The organism is Segatella copri (genome assembly GCF_026015295.1).
Lineage (GTDB): Bacteria > Bacteroidota > Bacteroidia > Bacteroidales > Bacteroidaceae > Prevotella > Prevotella copri_C.
Genome location: NZ_JAPDUW010000001.1, coordinates 634,168 through 652,631, shown reverse-complemented (window position 1 = coordinate 652,631; position 18,464 = coordinate 634,168). Strand labels below are relative to the sequence as shown.

Below are 18,464 nucleotides of genomic sequence, written 5' to 3'. Positions count from 1 at the left end.
ATCTATAATCTATAAACTACTTCACTACCTCTGGCTCAGCCTCATGAGACTTTACATGAGCCAGCGAGATGAATACTGCACTCAGCATGGTGAATACCAATGCCTGAATGTAGCTTACCAATACTTCGAGGAGCATCATAAAGGCGCTCATCGCAACACTTACTATTGTCATACCCGTACCTGCCACATAGTTGGCGATAGCATTCTCACTGATGTTGAACATAATGAAAATGATAGCCGCAAACGAAAGTGCGATGGCGTGACCCGCCATCATGTTGGCGAAGAGTCGGATAATCAGAGCCAGCGGTTTCGTAAAGATTCCGAAGAGCTCGATGAATGGCATCAGTGGCACAGGGACCTTCAACCAGGTTGGTACCTCCGGCCAGAAGATATCCTTCCAGTATTCCTTGGTACCGGTGAAGTTGGTGATCAGGAATGTCGTTACACCGAAGAATACGGTGCAGGCGATATTACCCGTCAGGTTACCACCACCTGGAGGGAATGGTACGATACCCATGATGTTCGCCACGAAGATAAAGAAGAAGCAAGTAAGCAACCATGGTGCGTACTTTGGCGCCTCCTTACCCAGGGTGGCCTCAATTACATCGGTATATACCGACATGATGAACATGTGCATCAGTCCCACAAATCCCTTTGGTGCAGGGTCATCCACCTTGTGCTTCCTGCACCAGCGGGCTGGTATCAGGACACAGAGCAACAGGATGATAGCATCGATGAAGAGCACGCAAACGGTCTTCGTGATGGAGATGTCAAGCGGACGAACCTCCTGGCCTCCCACCTTCTCTACTATCTTGTTGGGATTCGCCTGCGCATCAGCGTTCTTAATCACCAGGTTGAAAGGTCCTGGACGGTCTCCATTGGCATCTTTCTCTTCCGAGAATTCGCTGCTGCAGAACACGTGCCAGCCCGAAGTGGTGTTAACGATGATTGGCAGATGAATCACTACGGGATGATCTCCCACCTTGGTGATATGCCATTCATAAGAATCCTTGATATGACCCCACAATATCTCTTTCACATCGATGTTCTCCTTAGCCGATACCTGCAGAGGTGCCAGCGTGAAGAGCAGCATCGCCATCAAGAGGAATTGCTTGAGATGTTTCATATTCTTTAATTCTTACTTTTGTTTATTAATTATTTGTTTCAGAACCGCTTATGAAAGACGGTTCTTTTTCTCTACCCGAGCGAAGTAGATGCAGTCGAACACGAGAAGTACGACATAGAAAAGGGCAAAGATGGCGGTAAAGCCCAGAATGTTCTGCTTGTCGCATACCAGCACGTAGATGAGGAACACCAGCGTGCCTGCCATCAGCTTCAGCACCAATGCTGCCAGGTAGAACTTGGCGAGATTAGCAGGCGATGACTTTGCAACAGCCTTCCATGCTTCACCATAAGCAGTACTTGCAACGAGTGAGAATATCGCACTCACTACCAGCGGGTTAACAACCTGGGCTATCATATCATCGCATTGAGCAGATAATCTGCAGGCAAAGAGCACGGCAAGAGCCACTGCTGCTGTAAGCCACAAAGAAATCTGCTTATACCTGATACTCGCCTGTCTGATAGTCTGCAAGCGCAACTTTTCGTCTTTTTCCATTATCTAATAATTAATCACTAAAAATTAATCACTTATCTAAACTTCTACGCAAAGGCTTACTTCGTTTTTCTTACATTCCACGAATCCGCCCTTGATGTTCATTACCTGCTTGCCTTCCTTGGTAGTGTATTCCACCTTGCCCACTTCGAGCGAAGAGATGATAGGCGCGTGATCCTTGAGAATCTCGAACGAGCCGAGGGTTCCCGGAACCAGTACGCTCTCTACCTCACCCTGGAAGACTACTTTCTCAGGAGATACTATCTTTAGCTGTAACATAAGCCGTGGATTTAAAGATTACGCCTGTGCTGCTGCGAGCAACTGCTTAGCCTTCTCCTTGGCATCCTCGATAGTACCTACGTTGAGGAATGCCTGCTCAGGCAGGTCATCTACCTCACCGTCGAGGATGGCGTTGAAGCCCTTGATAGTCTCTTCGATAGGAACCATCACACCCTTCAAACCGGTGAACTGCTCTGCTACGGTGAATGGCTGGCTCAGGAAACGCTGTACACGGCGTGCACGGTTCACGGTCAACTTATCCTCATCAGAGAGCTCATCCATACCGAGGATGGCGATGATATCCTGCAACTCGTTGTAACGCTGCAACAACTGCTTTACTCGCTGTGCACAATCGTAGTGTGCCTTGCCCACAATCAGCGGGTCGAGGATACGAGAGGTAGAACCCAGCGGGTCTACGGCAGGATAGATACCGAGAGATGCAATCTTACGGGAAAGCTCAGTGGTAGCATCCAGGTGAGTAAATGTGGTAGCTGGAGCAGGGTCGGTCAAGTCATCGGCAGGCACATAAACGGCCTGTACAGAGGTGATGGAACCATTCTTGGTAGAAGTGATTCGCTCCTGCATGGCACCCATCTCAGAAGCCAGCGTTGGCTGATAACCTACGGCTGATGGCATACGACCCAACAGCGCAGATACCTCAGAACCAGCCTGGGTGAAACGGAAGATGTTATCGATGAAGAACATGATATCCGCTGCCTCACCATTCTTACCTCCGTGATCACGGAACTCCTCAGCTACGGTCAAACCAGAGAGAGCTACAGAAGCACGTGCCCCAGGTGGCTCATTCATCTGACCATATACCAGGGTAGCCTGACTCTTGGCAAGTTCCTCAGGATCGACAAGTGAGAGATCCCACTTACCTTCTTCCATCGCTTTACGGAACTTCTCGCCATACTTGATAACACCAGACTCGAGCATGTCTCGAATCAAGTCGTTACCCTCACGGGTACGCTCACCTACTCCGGCAAATACAGAGTAACCGTTGTGTCCCTTGGCAATGTTGTTGATCAACTCCATGATAAGCACTGTCTTACCTACACCGGCACCACCGAAAAGACCAATCTTACCACCCTTCATGTAAGGCTCAAGCAGGTCAATCACCTTAATACCGGTAGCAAGCATCTCCTTGTGAGTAGAAAGTTCGTCAAACTTCGGAGCCTCACGGTGGATAGGATAAGCGCCCTTCATGTCCAATTCATTCATACCATCAATAGGCTGTCCGATGACATTCATCATACGGCCCTTGATCTGCTCTCCGGCTGGCATCTGGATTGGGTTACCTGTAGGGATAACCTCCAAGCCGCGCTGCAAACCGTCAGTATTATCCATAGCGACACAGCGAACTGTATCCTCACCGATGTGCTGCTGCACCTCGATGACAAGCTCGCGGCCGTCTGGACGTTTTACCTTCAGAGCTTCATAAATTTTAGGAAGCACCTTCTCTGGATTCTCGCCCTTTGTATCGAAGTAAACGTCGATAACAGGACCGATAATCTGAGAGATACGTCCGTTAATTTGTGACATAAGCTTATTAGTTTAAAAGTTATATATATTTATATTATTCTTGACTGCAAAAGTAACAACAATTTATGGAAACCACAAATTAATTAAAAGTTTTATTCGGCTTTTATACCTAATTAAACCATTTTTAGTTCCCTTTAAACCATTTTCCTATGCAAAAGCAAGAAGTCAGGAGTCCAAACTCCCTTCTTCTTACTCCAATCTCTATAAATTAGATACTCAACTCGTCCAAAACCTTGATGAGTTTACGGTCGAATGGCTTATCTGAGCGGATGGCTTCAGAAAGCGGAACGTATACCACCTCGTTATTGCGTACACCAATCATCACATTGCGCTGTCCCTGCATGATAGCCTCGATGGCACCACAACCGGTACGGCTCGCAAGAATACGGTCACGGGCTGATGGACGGCCGCCACGCTGCAAGTGACCCAGGATAGATACACGTACATCAAACTCAGGGAACTCCTTGCGCACACGGTCGGCATAATAAAGAGCACCGCACTTAGGACTCTCTGACACGATGACGATACAACTCTTCTTAGACTTACGGATACCACGCTCCATGAACTGAGCCAACTGGTCTACATCGGTAGAATCCTCTGGAATGATAGCTGCCTCAGCTCCACTGGCGATAGCTGAATTCTGCGCCAGGAAACCGGCATCACGGCCCATCACCTCGATAAAGAAGATACGCTCGTGGCTCTGCGCAGTATCACGGATGCGGTCTACACATTCTACGATGGTATTCATCGTAGTATCATAACCGATTGTATTGTCTGTACCATAAAGGTCATTATCAATTGTTCCTGGCAATCCGATGCAGCATACATCAAACTCACGTGCGAAATTCATCGCACCGGTCAGCGAACCGTTACCGCCAATCACGACAAGCGCATCTATTTCCTCTTTCTGAATCGTTTCAAATGCTTTCTGACGACCTTCCTCGGTCATGAATTCCTTAGAACGGGCTGTCTTCAGCATCGTACCACCTGTGCCGATGATACCGCTTACATTCTCTGTAGAAAAGGTTTTAATTTCATCATTGATGAGACCATCGTAACCACGATAGATACCTTTCACAGTGAAACCGTTGTAGATAGCCGAACGGGTAACCGCACGGATAGCAGCATTCATACCTGGAGCATCTCCTCCAGATGTTAAAATTCCAATAGTCTTAATCTTTGCCATAACTATACCTTATTATATTATATATATTTTTTTAATGTTAGTTTATTATCCTCTCAGGATGATGTTTTTCATCCATTACCCCTACATATACAGTAGGTATCCAAGGGTATACCCCTTGCTTTGTTTGGGCTTATCGATTTAAATAATTAGGTTTGCGGCACCAGCCACCAGGATATGGGAGAGCCAAAGGATAGCAAGTCCGATGACGCCACCCATCAAAGCTTTCCAGCCAATATTGCGGAAATACCATCCCATGTGCATACGTTCCATCTTCATCAGGGCAAGACCGCTGATTGTACCGATACCAAGAACGTTACCACCAGCCATTACGCAATATGCAATCATCTGCCAGTAGATACCATTGGTATGATAATCAGTAAGCATACTGAATGAAGGATCATTCACATTTGCCAGATCATGAAGGGAGAAAAAGTTCATGGCTGTAGCAAAGTTGTCAAGTACAGTACTGATGATACCCGCCAAGACGCCATGCAACAGCACGCCAGGACGCTTATCATCCATACCGACAGAGTTAAGAAGAGTAGAAAAATCGTCAAAAGCTCCGGTCTCCTTCACCACTCCGATGGCAAGCATGATACCCATCACGAAGAGAATCATCTGGACAACTCCGTATTGGAACACTCTAGGAGTACGACGGTCAGCCATCGCATCCATATTCATGAGTTTACGGTTGAATATCTCGTTCACAATCCAAAGTACGCCCAATACGCAGAGCGCACCGAGGAAAGGACTTAATTTCGTAATATTATGGAAGGTAGGGATAAACCACAATCCACCGATGCCCACAAAGAGCATCAGCAAGCGCTGCCATACATTGAGACGGGTATCATCCCCGCGGTATGGCATAGCAATCCATTCTGTCTCTACTCTTTCAGGCAGCATGCGCTGCATCATCAACAACGGAATGAGCCAGGCTGCAAGACATGGCAGCAGAAGCGACAGGAAATAATGAGTAGCCGTTACAGCACCCATATTCCACATCACCAGTCCTTCCGGATTTCCGATAACGGTAAGAGCTCCGCCACAGTTGGCAGAAAGAAGAATGGCACCTCCATACACCATGCGCTGACGACGGTTTGGAATCACCCCATGCATCATCGTAAGCATCATCACTGTTGTAGTAAGATTATCGAGATTTGCCGAGATAACAAAGGTTACGGCAGCGAGAATCCATAGCATTTTCTTGGCGCTTCGGGTACGTAACAACTGGCGTATGAAATCGAAGCATCCGTTGTTATTGAGAATTTCAACTATCGTCATAGTGGCTAGCAGGAAGAGTACGATTTCTGCTGCTCTACCCACATAAGGAAGGAAGATGTTACGGGCAATAAAATACTTCACCGTTGTACTGGTGGATTCTATCTCGTTCCACATTCCGAGATTCAGATAGCGTGAATAATCAGAAGAGTGTTCACTGGTCACAAAGTCCATACCGAAACAGATATAGAGAACCCATCCTACCGTTCCAGCAAAGATGGCTACGGCAGCACGGTTCACCTTGGTAATATTCTCGGTTGCAATGAGAATATATGCCAATATCAGTATGGCAAGGATGACTAGTGTCATATTATTATTTTATTATATTCATTACATTTTGGGCGCAAAGGTAACAATTATTTTGTTATCGCCAACATTTCGGTGTCTTTTTTTAATGAATTTAACTCATTTTCATACAAATGAAAATTTCGTCCAGTTTTTTCTTTCGCCATTATTTTTCTTCCCTCTTCATTTTCATCATAGAATCAGATGAAAACTCGGATAACAGAGAAGAACATCACAGGAAGAAATATCGAGGAGGAAGTTACTAGAACATTTAAAAGGTTATGCGTATATATATATTATGTATTTCCCCGAAGGAACCCACCAAAAACAGTGATTTTAGTTAAATATTACTAACAAAAAGAAGAAAGTCAAGAGTAAATGCCTGTAACTCAAAGAAAATGAGTAATTTTGCGCCCGATTTATACAATTCACATAAAGTCAAACTTTATTAATTTTAATTTTTTAATTATTTTTTATGTCAGATTTAAAGAACGTAAAGCCATTGGACGACTTCAATTGGGATGAGTTTGAGAATGGCACAAGCGCAAACGTCAGCAAAACAGACCTCGAGAAGGCCTATGACGAAACTCTTAACAAGGTAACAGAACACCAGGTTGTAGAGGGTACAGTAATCTCTGTAGACAAGAAAGAGGTTATCGTAAACATCGGTTACAAGAGCGATGGTATTATCCCTGCTTCTGAATTCCGTTACAACCCAGACCTCAAGGTAGGCGACAAGGTTGAGGTTTATGTAGAGAACCAGGAGGACGTAAAGGGCCAGTTGGTACTCTCTCACAAGAAGGCTCGCCTCAGCAAGTCTTGGGAGCGTGTTAATGCAGCTCTCGAGAACGAGGAAGTTATCCAGGGTTACATCAAGTGCCGCACTAAGGGCGGTATGATCGTTGACGTTTTCGGTATCGAAGCTTTCTTGCCAGGAAGCCAGATCGACGTTCACCCTATACGCGACTACGACGTATTCGTAGGCAAGACAATGGAGTTCAAGGTTGTAAAGATCAACCAGGAGTTCCGCAATGTCGTTGTATCTCACAAGGCTCTCATCGAGCAGGAGCTCGAGCAGCAGCGTAAGGAGATCATCGGCAAGCTCGAGAAGGGTCAGATCCTCGAGGGTACCGTTAAGAACATCACTACTTACGGTGTATTCGTTGACCTCGGCGGTGTTGACGGTTTGATCCACATCACAGACCTCTCTTGGGGCCGCGTAAGCGATCCACACGAGGTTGTATCTCTCGACCAGAAGATCAACGTTGTTATCCTCGACTTCGATGAGGAGAAGAAGCGTATCGCTCTCGGTTTGAAGCAGCTCACTCCACATCCATGGGATGCACTTGATCCAAACCTCAAGGTAGGTGATCACGTGAAGGGTAAGGTAGTGGTTATGGCTGACTACGGTGCATTCGTTGAGATTGCTCCAGGTGTAGAGGGCTTGATCCACGTATCTGAGATGTCTTGGAGCCAGCACTTGCGTTCTGCTCAGGACTTCATGAAGGTAGGTGACGAGGTAGAGGCAGTTATCCTGACTCTCGACCGCGCTGAGCGCAAGATGAGCCTTGGTATCAAGCAGCTCAAGGAAGATCCATGGGAGGCTATCGAGACTAAGTATCCTGTTGGCAGCAAGCACACAGCTAAGGTTCGCAACTTCACTAACTTCGGTATCTTCGTAGAGCTCGAGGAAGGTGTTGATGGTTTGATCCACATCTCTGACCTCTCTTGGACTAAGAAGGTTAAGCACCCATCTGAGTTCACTTCTGTAGGCGCTTCTATCGATGTAGTAGTTCTCGAAATCGATAAGGAGAACCGTCGCTTGAGCCTCGGCCACAAGCAGTTGGAGAAGAACCCATGGGATGAGTATGAGGCAATCTACACTCCAGGTTCTGTTCACCAGGGTACTATCACTGAGTTGATGGACAAGGGTGCTGTTGTAGCTCTCGCTGAGGGTGGTGAAGGTTTCGCTACTCCTAAGCACCTCACTAAGGAGGACGGCACAATGGCTAAGAAGGGCGAGACTCTCGACTTCAAGGTTATCGAGTTCGTTAAGGAGACAAAGCGCATCATCCTCTCTCACTCTCGTACATTCGAGGAGGGTAACGAGCCAGTTGCTAAGCCAACTCACAAGCGTGCAAACGGCGGTCGCAAGAACAACAACGAGACAGCTATGATCAACAACGTTGCTGCTAGCACATCACTCGGTGATATCGATGCACTCGCTAAGTTGAAGGCTCAGATGGAGGGCAAGGCTTAATCTTAAACAGATCAGGCTTTTGCTATTCATTAGCTAAATAACATTCAGGGGACTGAAATTTCAGTAATGAGATTTCAGTTCCCTTTTTTATTATGTGTTAAAAAAAAAACTATCAAGTGATACCTACCAACTCCAGTAACTCTACTCCATTAATTCATGTTCTAAAACCGCTAATTCATGGCATTTTTCTAGCAAAACATGTCGAAAAACACAAAAACATTTGGTAGTTTCAGGTTTTCTGCTTATCTTTGCAACCGATAAAGCAATAAATTATATGAACTAGAGAAATCATTCTCTCAAGAATTATCTGAAAAGAAAGAGAAGCGATTCTCCAGATTACAAAAGGAATAAAAGTTCAAGATATGAAACAGTCTAGATTTATAGTAGCCGCTCTATCAATGAGTTGCATCACTACCCTCTCCTCCTGCTTCAAGGAAGAACCACTCAATGCCGAATGCGACATCGAGCAGGCATACATACATGCAGACAACAAGAATTTATTGAACTTATTGTTTACTAATCCATCTGATACATTGGTCAATGTGCAGAGTGATCAGACAAACATCGAGTTCACAATGAGACCATTTGCCGCCCTTACCAAACAGGCGCCAATATTCCGCCTCACACCTGGAGCGACCATCTCACCTGAAAGTGGAAGCCTTCAGGATTTCTCAAAAGGACCTGTAACATATACAGTTACTTCTGAAGACAAGCAATGGAGCCGCACCTATCAGGTAAGCATCAAGAAGGGACAGACCACCATGCCAAACGAGATTGAATTCGAATTTGAAAACGCATACCTCAGCAAGGGATACTACAACTGGCAAGAGAACTGGAACGGCAATAAACTCGACATCTGGGCTACCGGAAACTCAGGATTCCAAATGAGTAACAGTTCATCTAAACCGGAAGAATATCCTACCGTGATGATAGAAGATGGGCACAAGGGAAAGGGCGTGAAGCTCACTACTCAGCGCACAAGCAAGATCGCTTATATGGTACACAAGCCTATCGCTGCCGGCAACCTCTTCATCGGACAGTTTGATGCCACCGATGCCCTGCGCGATGCAATGAAGGCAACAAAGTTCGGTCATCCATTCAGCTTCAGTGCCAAGCCTGCTAAGTTAGAAGGATGGTATAAGTATCAGGCTGGCGAAAAATTCACCGACAAGAATATGAAAGAACTTGACCGCCATGACTACGGAACCATATATGCTGTACTCTATGAGAACATCGATGAAAAGGGAAATGCCGTATTGCTCTACGGAGATAATGTACAGACCAGCAAACAGATAGTAGCACTTGCTCTGGTAGGTGAAACCCATGATGACAACGGAAAAGTTGCCATTGGAAACACGCCGGAATGGCATCACTTCAGCGTGGATTTCGAGTATAAGAAAGCCATAGACCCAATCAAGTTGAAGAATGGTGGCTACAGTCTCACTATTGTCAGTTCATCCAGTTCAGATGGAGCTAACTTCCTGGGTGCCAAAGGTAGTACCCTTTGGATAGACAGTTTCAAGTTGATTTGCAAATAAGCTAAGGAGGATACTATATAATGAAGAAGATAATAATATTAGCTCTCCTGCTGACATGGGGCACTGCCTCATGGGCAGGAGAAAATGAGAATCAGAAGACTGAGGAGCACAAGCAGGTAGAAGAAAGCAAGCGCACCTCGTGGAACAAATATCTTCACGGCTACCAGTATCAGGCTCGTGTGGCATATAATTTGGGAGGTACAGCCCCTATCGGTCTTCCAGCCACCATCCGTACACTACACAGTTATACCCTGCAACCTAACTTCAGTCTGGGTATCGATGCTTATCACCCACTTTCAGGCAAATGGGGATTCGTTGGAGGACTTCACTTCGAAAACAAGGGCATGAAGATTGATGCAGGCGTAAAAAACTATTATATGAGGATAGTTCGTGGAGGCGATGAGCTGAAAGGTATATTTACAGGCAACGTGGTTACGAAGGTAGACATGAGTCTTATCACAGTACCATTGCAGGCAACATACGACATTTGCGACAACCTCCGTTTCAAGTTGGGTCCGTATGTTAGCTATGTGACATCAAAGAAGTTTGAAGGTTGGGCATACGATGGTTACTTGCGCCGCCAGGAGGAAGGTCATCCTAAGGGCGATCCTACTGGACAGAAGGTAAAATTGGGTCATGACGAAGGCGAGCGTGGTGATTACGATTTCAGCGATGACATGCGCAACTGGCATGTGGGCGTAGATTTCGGAATTGACTGGCGCTTGAACAACCGTTGGGGCATCTGTGCTGATCTGAGTTGGGGCTTAAATGGTATCTTCAAGAAAGATTTCGAGACCATTGAGCAGACGATGTATCCTATCTACGGCAGCGTAGGTATCACGTATCAGCTGAAGTAATATATAATATAATGTACGCGTACATTATTATATAAATAGAAACAATACAATAATTATTTATTAATACACAAAAAAGAGAAGAAAAATGAAAAAGTTTATTTATTTGATGGCCATGGTTTGCACCCTTGGCTTCTTCACTGCTTGTAGCAGCGATGACGACAATGATGAGAAGGAATTTGTGCGCAACGAGAAGATTGAAGGAACCTGGAAGGTACAGGAAGCAGGTTTTGATGCAAATGGCAATCCTACAGGTTCAGTTGTATTAAACTGGGAAGGTTCTAATGATGCAACCATTACTATCCCAGGCTTGATGGATGAACCATATCCTGTAAAGGATGCCATCAAAATGGCTCCAATGCTGCTTAACAGCCAGCTCAGAAGCGTTCTGCAGGATGTAACCTTCAATGAGAAGGGTCAGATTTCTGCAACCTATAAGGAAGAGGCTGATGACAAGGACTGGAAGGTAGCTAACGATTACGCTACATACCAGGTAGTTAACGAGAATATGATTACCTTGTTCCTGAACACTGCCAAGATTACAGAAGACATCGACGATGCTCAGGAGAAGGCTATGGTAGCCGGCATGTTGGATCAGTTTAAGACCGGTATTCCAGTACACGTATCTTATCCAGCAGCCAACAAGGTATATTTCTATGTTGACAAGGATTTCGTAGCTCCTATCATCGCAATGCTTTATGCTCAGGTTAACAAGATTCCTACTACAGGTATGGACAAGGAAGATCAGGCAAAATTCCTGATTTTGAAGAATGTTGTCAATCAGCTTACTGCCATTATGGATAAGACTACCAAGTTTGAGGCAGGTCTTGAGTTGATCAAGTAAAGAGAAAGAACTATAAATCATCAAGCTGAGGGTGTTTCATAAGTCCATGATAATGGAACATGACACACCCTTATTTTATTAATCGGCTTATTGTTGTACAAATAAAGGATGTATAGTCGTACAACCAAAAGGCATATAGTTGTACAACTAAAAGGGGTATAGTCGTACAACTAAAAGGTGAAATGTCGTACAACTAAAAGGAGTTGTCACTAGGCTCGGCAGAGCTGCCGACTGCAGTCAGCAGAGCTGCTGACTAGGCTCAGCAGGTCTGCCGAGCCTAGTGGGAATCTTCTAGAAGCAGTCTTCTCATACTTTAGAATCCATCTCCTTTCACCTCATATTCTATATCTTTGAACCTGACTAAACGTCTCACTTCGCTTACTCAGTAATCTCGTTCTGCTTACCCAGCAGTCTTATTTCGCTTATCCAGCAATCTCATTTCGCTTGCTCAACCATATTACTTCGCCTACTCAAGTCTGATTAGGTAGCGCTTTAGACGTTCTTACAAGCGAGAACGTCTGGATTTTATGGCACAAAAAAAGATTGCATCAGCGGAAATACTTCCAACCAATGCAATCTTCAGTTTTCTTTAATCTAGAGGCTAAACACTTTCTTACGAGAAAAAATCACGGAAGAAAAGAGCCTAGCGTCGGATTTACTTCACCTTTGCAACGATAGCCTTGAAAGCCTCAGGGTTGTTTACAGCGAGGTCAGCGAGAACCTTACGGTTAATCTCGATACCAGCCTTGTGAAGAGCACCCATCAACTGGCTGTAGCTCATACCATCGAGGCGAGCAGCAGCGTTGATACGCTGGATCCACAATGCGCGGAATGTGCGCTTCTTGTTACGACGATCGCGATAAGCGTAGGTAAGACCCTTCTCCCAAGTGTTCTTAGCTACTGTCCATACATTCTTGCGAGCTCCATAGTAACCCTTAGTGAGCTTCAAGATTCTTGTTCTTTTTGCTTTTGATGCAACGTGATTTACTGATCTTGGCATAATTTTTTTTCTTTAAAAGTTCGACTAAAAAGTTAATAATTAACGGAGGCAGAGCAAGTCGCGAACCTGCTTCAAGTTTGAACGGTCTACGAGAGTCTCACCAAGGAGATTTCTCTTCTGCTTCTTTGTCTTCTTAGTCAAGATGTGACTGTGGAAAGCGTGATGACGCTTAATCTTACCTGTACCGGTGAAACGGAATCTCTTCTTTGCGCCGGAATTAGTCTTTACTTTTGGCATTTTTACTTTTAATTTTAAATTGTTATTTATTATAGCGATGGCAACGCATATACCAGGGCGTTACGCATCTTTTTCTCTTAATCCTCTGTTCCTTCTGCGAGTTTCTTCAGGGCATCGCCGCCTTTAGCATTGGCTAGCAAGCCATTCTTCTCTGCATTAGCAGCGCGCTCTGCATCTGCAGCAGCCTTAGCTTCAGCCTCTCGCTTCTCACGGTCCATCTTCTGCTGGCTCTTCTTAGCAGTACCAGCCTTCTTAGGACTCATGTAGAGGAACATCTTCTTACCTTCGAGCTTTGGCATCTGCTCCACCTTTCCGTACTCTTCCAAATCATTGGCGAAACGGAGAAGAAGAACCTCACCCTGCTCCTTGAAGAGAATTGAGCGACCACGGAAGAAAACGTATGCACGAACCTTGTTACCCTCGTTGAGGAACTCCATAGCGTGCTTGAGCTTGAACTGATAGTCGTGCTCATCGGTCTGAGGTCCGAAACGGATTTCCTTGGTCTCCACCTTTACCTGCTTCTGCTTCATTTCCTTTGCATGCTTCTTCTGCTGGTAAAGGAATTTAGAATAGTCAACTATACGGCAAACTGGTGGTTGCGCATTAGGAGATATCTCGACTAAGTCAAGCTCTTGCTGACGAGCCAACTCCAACGCCTTACGTGCTGGCATCACTTCTGCTCCACCATCACTCACTACTCTCACGTCGCGTGCACGAATCTGTTCGTTTACGCGGTACTGATTTTTCATTTTGTCATTTTTCATTAACTATTCGATATATTCTTTTTTGTCTTTTTGATTAAACGGCTGCAAAGTTACGATTATTTTGTGAAACCACCAAATTTTCAGTGGGTTATTTTCATTTTTGCCCGCAGATTCTTTGTTTTTCTAATAGATTTAAGGTTTTAACCCCACAGATTGATATATTTAATCCCGCAAATTGATATATTTTAGTCCCACAGATTTCACAGATTAACACAGATCTTTATGATAAAGAAACTAAATCTGTAAAAATCTGTGAAATCTGTGGGACTTAAAAAACAATAAATCAGAGGGACTTAAGAAAACAATAAATCAGTGGGGACTAAGAAAAGCTTTCAATCCATGGGAGTATATCCATTGACTTTACGGAAGATTGATTTTCGTATATCTGTGGTGGAAAAATTGACCAATATTCCAAGATGCTTCTTCGCCACACGCAAATACGTAAGCAATTGCTTATGAAAGACATCTTTCATTTCTGCCACAGACTTCAGTTCGACTATGACTTTATCTTCTACAAGAATATCCAGACGGAAATCTACAGGCAAAACCTTACCATCATACATGACATCCAACTTTACCTGATTCTCTACCCTAAGTCCATCTTTGCGCAACTGATAGCACAGAGCTGCTTCATAAACCGACTCAAGTAAACCTGGTCCCAATTCATTATAAACCTTATAAATAGCTCCAATGATCTTATAAGATATCTCATTTTCTGTCATAACCAAACGATTTTAAAATCCTCCTTAACAAAAAAATCTCCCACAGACGTCACAGTTGTTACAGATATTCAACAGAACACACAAAAATCTGTGTAAATCTGTGAAATCTGTGGGAATAAACCCTCAACACAAAAAATCTGTGGGACAGAGCCCTCAACAGAAAAAATCTGTGTAAATCTGTGAAATCTGCGGGAGATTAGAAAATATCAATCTGCGGGATTACTCCTCAGCTGCCTTCAGCTGCTCTGCAACCTCGGCATTGATGCGCTGAGCGAACTCTTCCATGCTCATGGTAGCCTGTTCGCCACCACCCTGCTTACGCATAGATACCAAGCCCTCGGCACTCTCCTTCTCACCTACGATGACCATGTAAGGAACACGCTTCAACTCGTTGTCGCGAATCTTGCGGCCAATCTTCTCGTTACGGTCATCAACGAGAGCACGTACACCCTGCTTGTCAAAGTACTGACGTACCTTCTGAGCATAATCGTTGAACTTCTCAGAGATAGGAAGAATTGCAACCTGGTCTGGAGTCAACCACAATGGGAAGTGACCGGCTGTATGCTCGATGAGAACGGCTGTGAATCGCTCCAGTGAACCGAATGGTGCACGGTGAATCATCACAGGAGTCTTCTTAGAGTTATCCTCAGCTGTATATTCCAGCTTGAAACGCTCAGGCAAGTTGTAATCCACCTGGATGGTACCCAACTGCCAGCGACGACCGATGGCATCCTTTACCATGAAGTCGAGCTTAGGACCATAGAAGGCAGCCTCGCCAACCTCCTCATGAGTCTCAAGGCCCTTCTCCTTGCAAGCCTCGCGGATAGCATTCTCGCTCTCTTCCCAAATCTCATCAGAACCGATATACTTCTCTGTATCCTTAGGATCGCGGAGAGAAATCTGTGCCTCGTAGTTCTCGAAACCGAAGATCTTGAATACCTTCAAGATTACGTCGATTACATTCTCGAACTCAGACTTCACCTGATCTGAACGAACGAAGATGTGAGCATCATCCTGTGTAAAGGTACGAACACGAGTCAAACCGTGGAGCTCACCGCTCTTCTCATAGCGGAATACGGTACCGAACTCTGCGATACGCAAAGGAAGATCCTTGTAAGAACGAGGCTTACGAGCGTAGACCTCGCAGTGGTGAGGACAGTTCATTGGCTTGAGCATATACTCCTCATCCTCCTCAGGAGTCTGGATAGGCTGGAATGCATCCTTGCCATAGTGAGCATAGTGACCAGATGTAACATAAAGACTCTTGCCACCGATACCTGGGCAGATAACCTCCTGATAGTTGTAAGGCTTCAGGAGAGAACGAAGCAACTCCTGCAGACGCAGGCGGAGCTGAGTACCCTTTGGCAACCAGATAGGAAGACCCTTACCTACACGCTCTGAGAACATGAAGAGTTCCATCTCCTTACCAATCTTACGGTGGTCACGCTTCTTAGCCTCTTCGAGAATTACCAAGTACTCGTCGAGCATCTTCTTCTTAGGGAAGCTGATACCGTAGATACGGGTCATCTGCTCGCGCTTGGCATCACCGCGCCAGAAAGCACCAGCCACACTTGTAATCTTCACAGCCTTGATAAGGCCAGTGTTCATCAAGTGAGGACCACGGCAAAGATCGGTGAAATTGCCCTGGGTATATGTGGTGATGGTACCATCCTCCAAGTCCTGCTCAATATGCTCGCACTTGTAAGTCTGACCGTCAGCCTTGAACTCAGCGAGAGCATCAGCCTTAGCCACCTCCTTGCGAACCACAGGTTCGTTCTTCTTGGCAAGTTCCATCATCTTAGCCTCAATCTTGGCGAAGTCATTCTCTGAGATCACCTGACCCTCGGCTGGCATCACGTCGTAGAAGAAACCACTCTCTACGGCTGGACCGAAACCGAACTGGATGCCTGGGTAAAGCTCCTGAAGAGCCTCAGCCAACAAGTGGGCAGATGTATGCCAGAATGTGTGCTTACCCTGCTCATCCTCAAACTTGTAGAGTTCTACATTTGCATCCTCATTGATAGGACGGTTCAACTCTACTGTCTCACCATTAACACCGCAAGATACAACGTTGCGAGCGAGAGCCGGTGAGATGCTCTCGGCGATTTGTAAGCCAGTTACGCCCTGTTCATACTCACGAACAGATCCGTCTGGGAATGTGATTTTTACCATAACAACTTAGTATTTTTATTAAATCGCCTGCAAAAGTACGATTTCTTTTTGTAACAAGCGAATAAAAATGCATTTATTTTGCTAAACTTTGCTAATACCTCTTTATATTAAGGGCTTTTAAGACCGGAAATGCTGACATATTGAAGTTTTCATCTGCTTTTCTACCAATATTTCGTAACACTTTGTAAAATCCAGATACATTTTTAGCCAATATGTTTTGGAGAAACAAATATTTTCATTATCTTTGCATCCGATAACGTGACAAAATGTAAAGAAACATAGAAAATGGCAAAACCAAAGATTCTCATCATCTATACCGGTGGTACCATCGGTATGGGAAAGGACCCGATGACAGGTGTACTGGAACCTCTTGATTTCAATCACCTCGTTTCTTCCATGCCCGAATTCAAGCTCATTCAGGCAGAAATCGATGTGCGAAAATTCGACCCACCTATCGATTCCAGCGACATGGATCCTATGCGCTGGGCAGAAATCGTAAGCATGATATCCAACAACTACAACGACTATGACGGATTCGTAATCCTTCATGGCACCGATACAATGGCTTACACTTCGTCTGCCCTATCTTTCATGCTTGAGAATCTGACCAAGCCTGTAATATTGACGGGTAGCCAGTTGCCTATCGGTGAATTGCGAACCGACGGCAAGGAGAATCTGATGACAGCCATCGAGATTGCTTCTGCCAAGAATGCTGAAGGACGCCCTATGGTGCCCGAGGTATGCATCTTTTTCAACGGCAAGCTGATTCGCGGTAACCGTGCCATCAAGATCAATGCCGAGGGATTTCATGCTTTCGAATCATTCAACTACCCTCACCTCTGCGATGTAGGAATCAATTTTCAATATCACGACCATCACATTCTTACGCCGGATTACAGAAAGCCAATGGTTCCACACCTGAAGCTCGATCCGAACGTCATCGTGTTCAGTCTCTTCCCGGGTATCCAAGATAACATTGTGCGCCACGTGATGGAATCACCAGACCTCCGCGGCATCGTGATGCGTACTTTCGGTTCAGGCAATGCTCCTCACACGCCATGGATCATACGTCTTCTGGATCAGGCTGCCCATCGCGGAGTAAACATCGTGAATATCAGCCAATGTCTTACGGGCAGTGTAGAGATGGAACGCTACGGAGCCGGCTTCCAGTTGAAAGCTGCTCATGTGATAAGCGGATACGATTCTACGGTAGAGGCTATGGTCACCAAGATGATGTATCTGCAGGGAAGATATGCAGATAACAAAAAGGTAAGAGAAAAACTGACCGAATCCCTGGCGGGCGAAATCTCTTTATAATATAAGGTGAAATTTTCATCCATATAATGAAGCAATGAAGTAAATGACAGTCTCCTGATAGTGTATACGATTAAACTACAATTAGAAGACTGTCATTTACCCGCTCATTATGAGGTATTTAGCGAATACAAACAAAAATATTCTACTAAAACAGAATAGTATTGCAGGAAATATGCAGAAAACTTTTAAAGAAGGTTAAATATCGACAGATTTTTAGCCAAAAAACTTGTTGCATATCATTTTTTTGTGTAACTTTGCAGCGTAGAAAAAAAGTAAAAGATCAGTATCCTTAATAGATACCAATCCGTAATATAAATTAATAAATCAACAAACCCTACAAATTATGAACATTAACAAGGTAAAGGAGTATGGTGAGTTCGTAGAAATTACGGCTCCTGTAGAAAGAGCAACAGCTGAAGAGTATCCAACAGTATTAGGCGGAGAAATTTGGTACAACTAAGAACTTCCTGCTAAGGATTCCTATCCTTTGTATCAGATAGTTTTCCTTTAGCAGACTTGAAACAAGAGGCTATTTTTATTTGATTCAGAACATCTTATAATTTTTAGC

16 protein-coding genes are annotated in these 18,464 nt (G+C 44.8%); 5 read left to right on the top strand and 11 right to left on the bottom strand.

The annotated features are described in order from the left end of the window. Positions 1–16: 16 nt before the first annotated feature. From ONT18_RS02620 to ONT18_RS02595, 6 genes are all read right to left on the bottom strand, one after another. On the bottom strand, positions 17–1,126 hold the full coding sequence (locus ONT18_RS02620; protein ID WP_118079075.1) for a F0F1 ATP synthase subunit A: 1,110 nt from the start codon (positions 1,124–1,126) through the stop codon (positions 17–19). 48 nt (positions 1,127–1,174) lie between these two features. Continuing rightward, positions 1,175–1,618, bottom strand: a complete 444-nt coding sequence (locus tag ONT18_RS02615) for a hypothetical protein (RefSeq protein ID WP_022121942.1) — start codon at positions 1,616–1,618, stop codon at positions 1,175–1,177. Positions 1,619–1,654: 36 nt separating this feature from the next. Further along, the gene (gene atpC, locus ONT18_RS02610; protein WP_022121941.1) at positions 1,655–1,894 is read right to left on the bottom strand and encodes an ATP synthase F1 subunit epsilon; all 240 of its coding nucleotides are present in this window, start codon (positions 1,892–1,894) and stop codon (positions 1,655–1,657) included. A gap of 18 nt (positions 1,895–1,912) precedes the next feature. Next, a complete protein-coding gene (gene atpD, locus ONT18_RS02605; protein ID WP_006846855.1) occupies positions 1,913–3,439 on the bottom strand; it encodes a F0F1 ATP synthase subunit beta in 1,527 nt (508 codons plus the stop codon). Between the two features lie 208 nt (positions 3,440–3,647). After that, positions 3,648–4,625 (bottom strand): 6-phosphofructokinase, encoded by a 978-nt coding sequence (gene pfkA / locus ONT18_RS02600; RefSeq protein WP_117692823.1) that lies wholly within the window; start codon positions 4,623–4,625, stop codon positions 3,648–3,650. 138 nt (positions 4,626–4,763) lie between these two features. Beyond that, positions 4,764–6,212, bottom strand: a complete 1,449-nt coding sequence (locus ONT18_RS02595) for an SLC13 family permease (RefSeq protein WP_218458401.1) — start codon at positions 6,210–6,212, stop codon at positions 4,764–4,766. A gap of 451 nt (positions 6,213–6,663) precedes the next feature. On the opposite strand from ONT18_RS02595, the gene rpsA reads away from it, so the two are divergent. The 4 genes from rpsA (at position 6,664) to ONT18_RS02575 (ending at position 11,684) form a co-directional block, all read left to right on the top strand. Then, on the top strand, positions 6,664–8,448 hold the full coding sequence (gene rpsA / locus ONT18_RS02590; protein ID WP_264903878.1) for a 30S ribosomal protein S1: 1,785 nt from the start codon (positions 6,664–6,666) through the stop codon (positions 8,446–8,448). A 362-nt stretch (positions 8,449–8,810) separates the two neighbouring features. Then, positions 8,811–9,986, top strand: coding sequence for a PCMD domain-containing protein (locus tag ONT18_RS02585; protein WP_264903877.1), 1,176 nt, complete (start codon positions 8,811–8,813; stop codon positions 9,984–9,986). A gap of 20 nt (positions 9,987–10,006) precedes the next feature. Continuing rightward, complete coding sequence (locus tag ONT18_RS02580) at positions 10,007–10,843, top strand: porin family protein (RefSeq protein ID WP_264903875.1); 837 nt, start codon at positions 10,007–10,009, stop codon at positions 10,841–10,843. 85 nt (positions 10,844–10,928) lie between these two features. Beyond that, positions 10,929–11,684 (top strand): hypothetical protein, encoded by a 756-nt coding sequence (locus ONT18_RS02575; RefSeq protein WP_264903873.1) that lies wholly within the window; start codon positions 10,929–10,931, stop codon positions 11,682–11,684. 655 nt (positions 11,685–12,339) lie between these two features. Here the strand turns inward: ONT18_RS02575 and rplT are convergent. The 5 genes from rplT to thrS all read right to left on the bottom strand — a co-directional run bounded on the left by rplT (position 12,340) and on the right by thrS (position 16,579). Next, the gene (rplT, locus tag ONT18_RS02570) at positions 12,340–12,684 is read right to left on the bottom strand and encodes a 50S ribosomal protein L20 (RefSeq protein ID WP_006846863.1); all 345 of its coding nucleotides are present in this window, start codon (positions 12,682–12,684) and stop codon (positions 12,340–12,342) included. A 39-nt stretch (positions 12,685–12,723) separates the two neighbouring features. Continuing rightward, positions 12,724–12,921 carry a 50S ribosomal protein L35 gene (gene rpmI, locus ONT18_RS02565; protein ID WP_006846865.1) on the bottom strand — a complete coding sequence of 66 codons (198 nt, stop codon included), beginning with the start codon at positions 12,919–12,921 and terminating at the stop codon, positions 12,724–12,726. 77 nt (positions 12,922–12,998) lie between these two features. Next, positions 12,999–13,685 carry a translation initiation factor IF-3 gene (infC, locus tag ONT18_RS02560; protein ID WP_117692814.1) on the bottom strand — a complete coding sequence of 229 codons (687 nt, stop codon included), beginning with the start codon at positions 13,683–13,685 and terminating at the stop codon, positions 12,999–13,001. A 332-nt stretch (positions 13,686–14,017) separates the two neighbouring features. Continuing rightward, positions 14,018–14,407 carry a GxxExxY protein gene (locus tag ONT18_RS02555; protein ID WP_117586280.1) on the bottom strand — a complete coding sequence of 130 codons (390 nt, stop codon included), beginning with the start codon at positions 14,405–14,407 and terminating at the stop codon, positions 14,018–14,020. Between the two features lie 219 nt (positions 14,408–14,626). After that, positions 14,627–16,579, bottom strand: coding sequence for a threonine--tRNA ligase (gene thrS / locus ONT18_RS02550; protein ID WP_264903872.1), 1,953 nt, complete (start codon positions 16,577–16,579; stop codon positions 14,627–14,629). Positions 16,580–16,864: 285 nt separating this feature from the next. Here thrS and ONT18_RS02545 point away from each other — a divergent pair, with 285 nt between their 5' ends. After that, positions 16,865–17,896, top strand: coding sequence for an asparaginase (locus tag ONT18_RS02545; protein ID WP_233338557.1), 1,032 nt, complete (start codon positions 16,865–16,867; stop codon positions 17,894–17,896). Positions 17,897–18,464 lie beyond the last annotated feature (568 nt).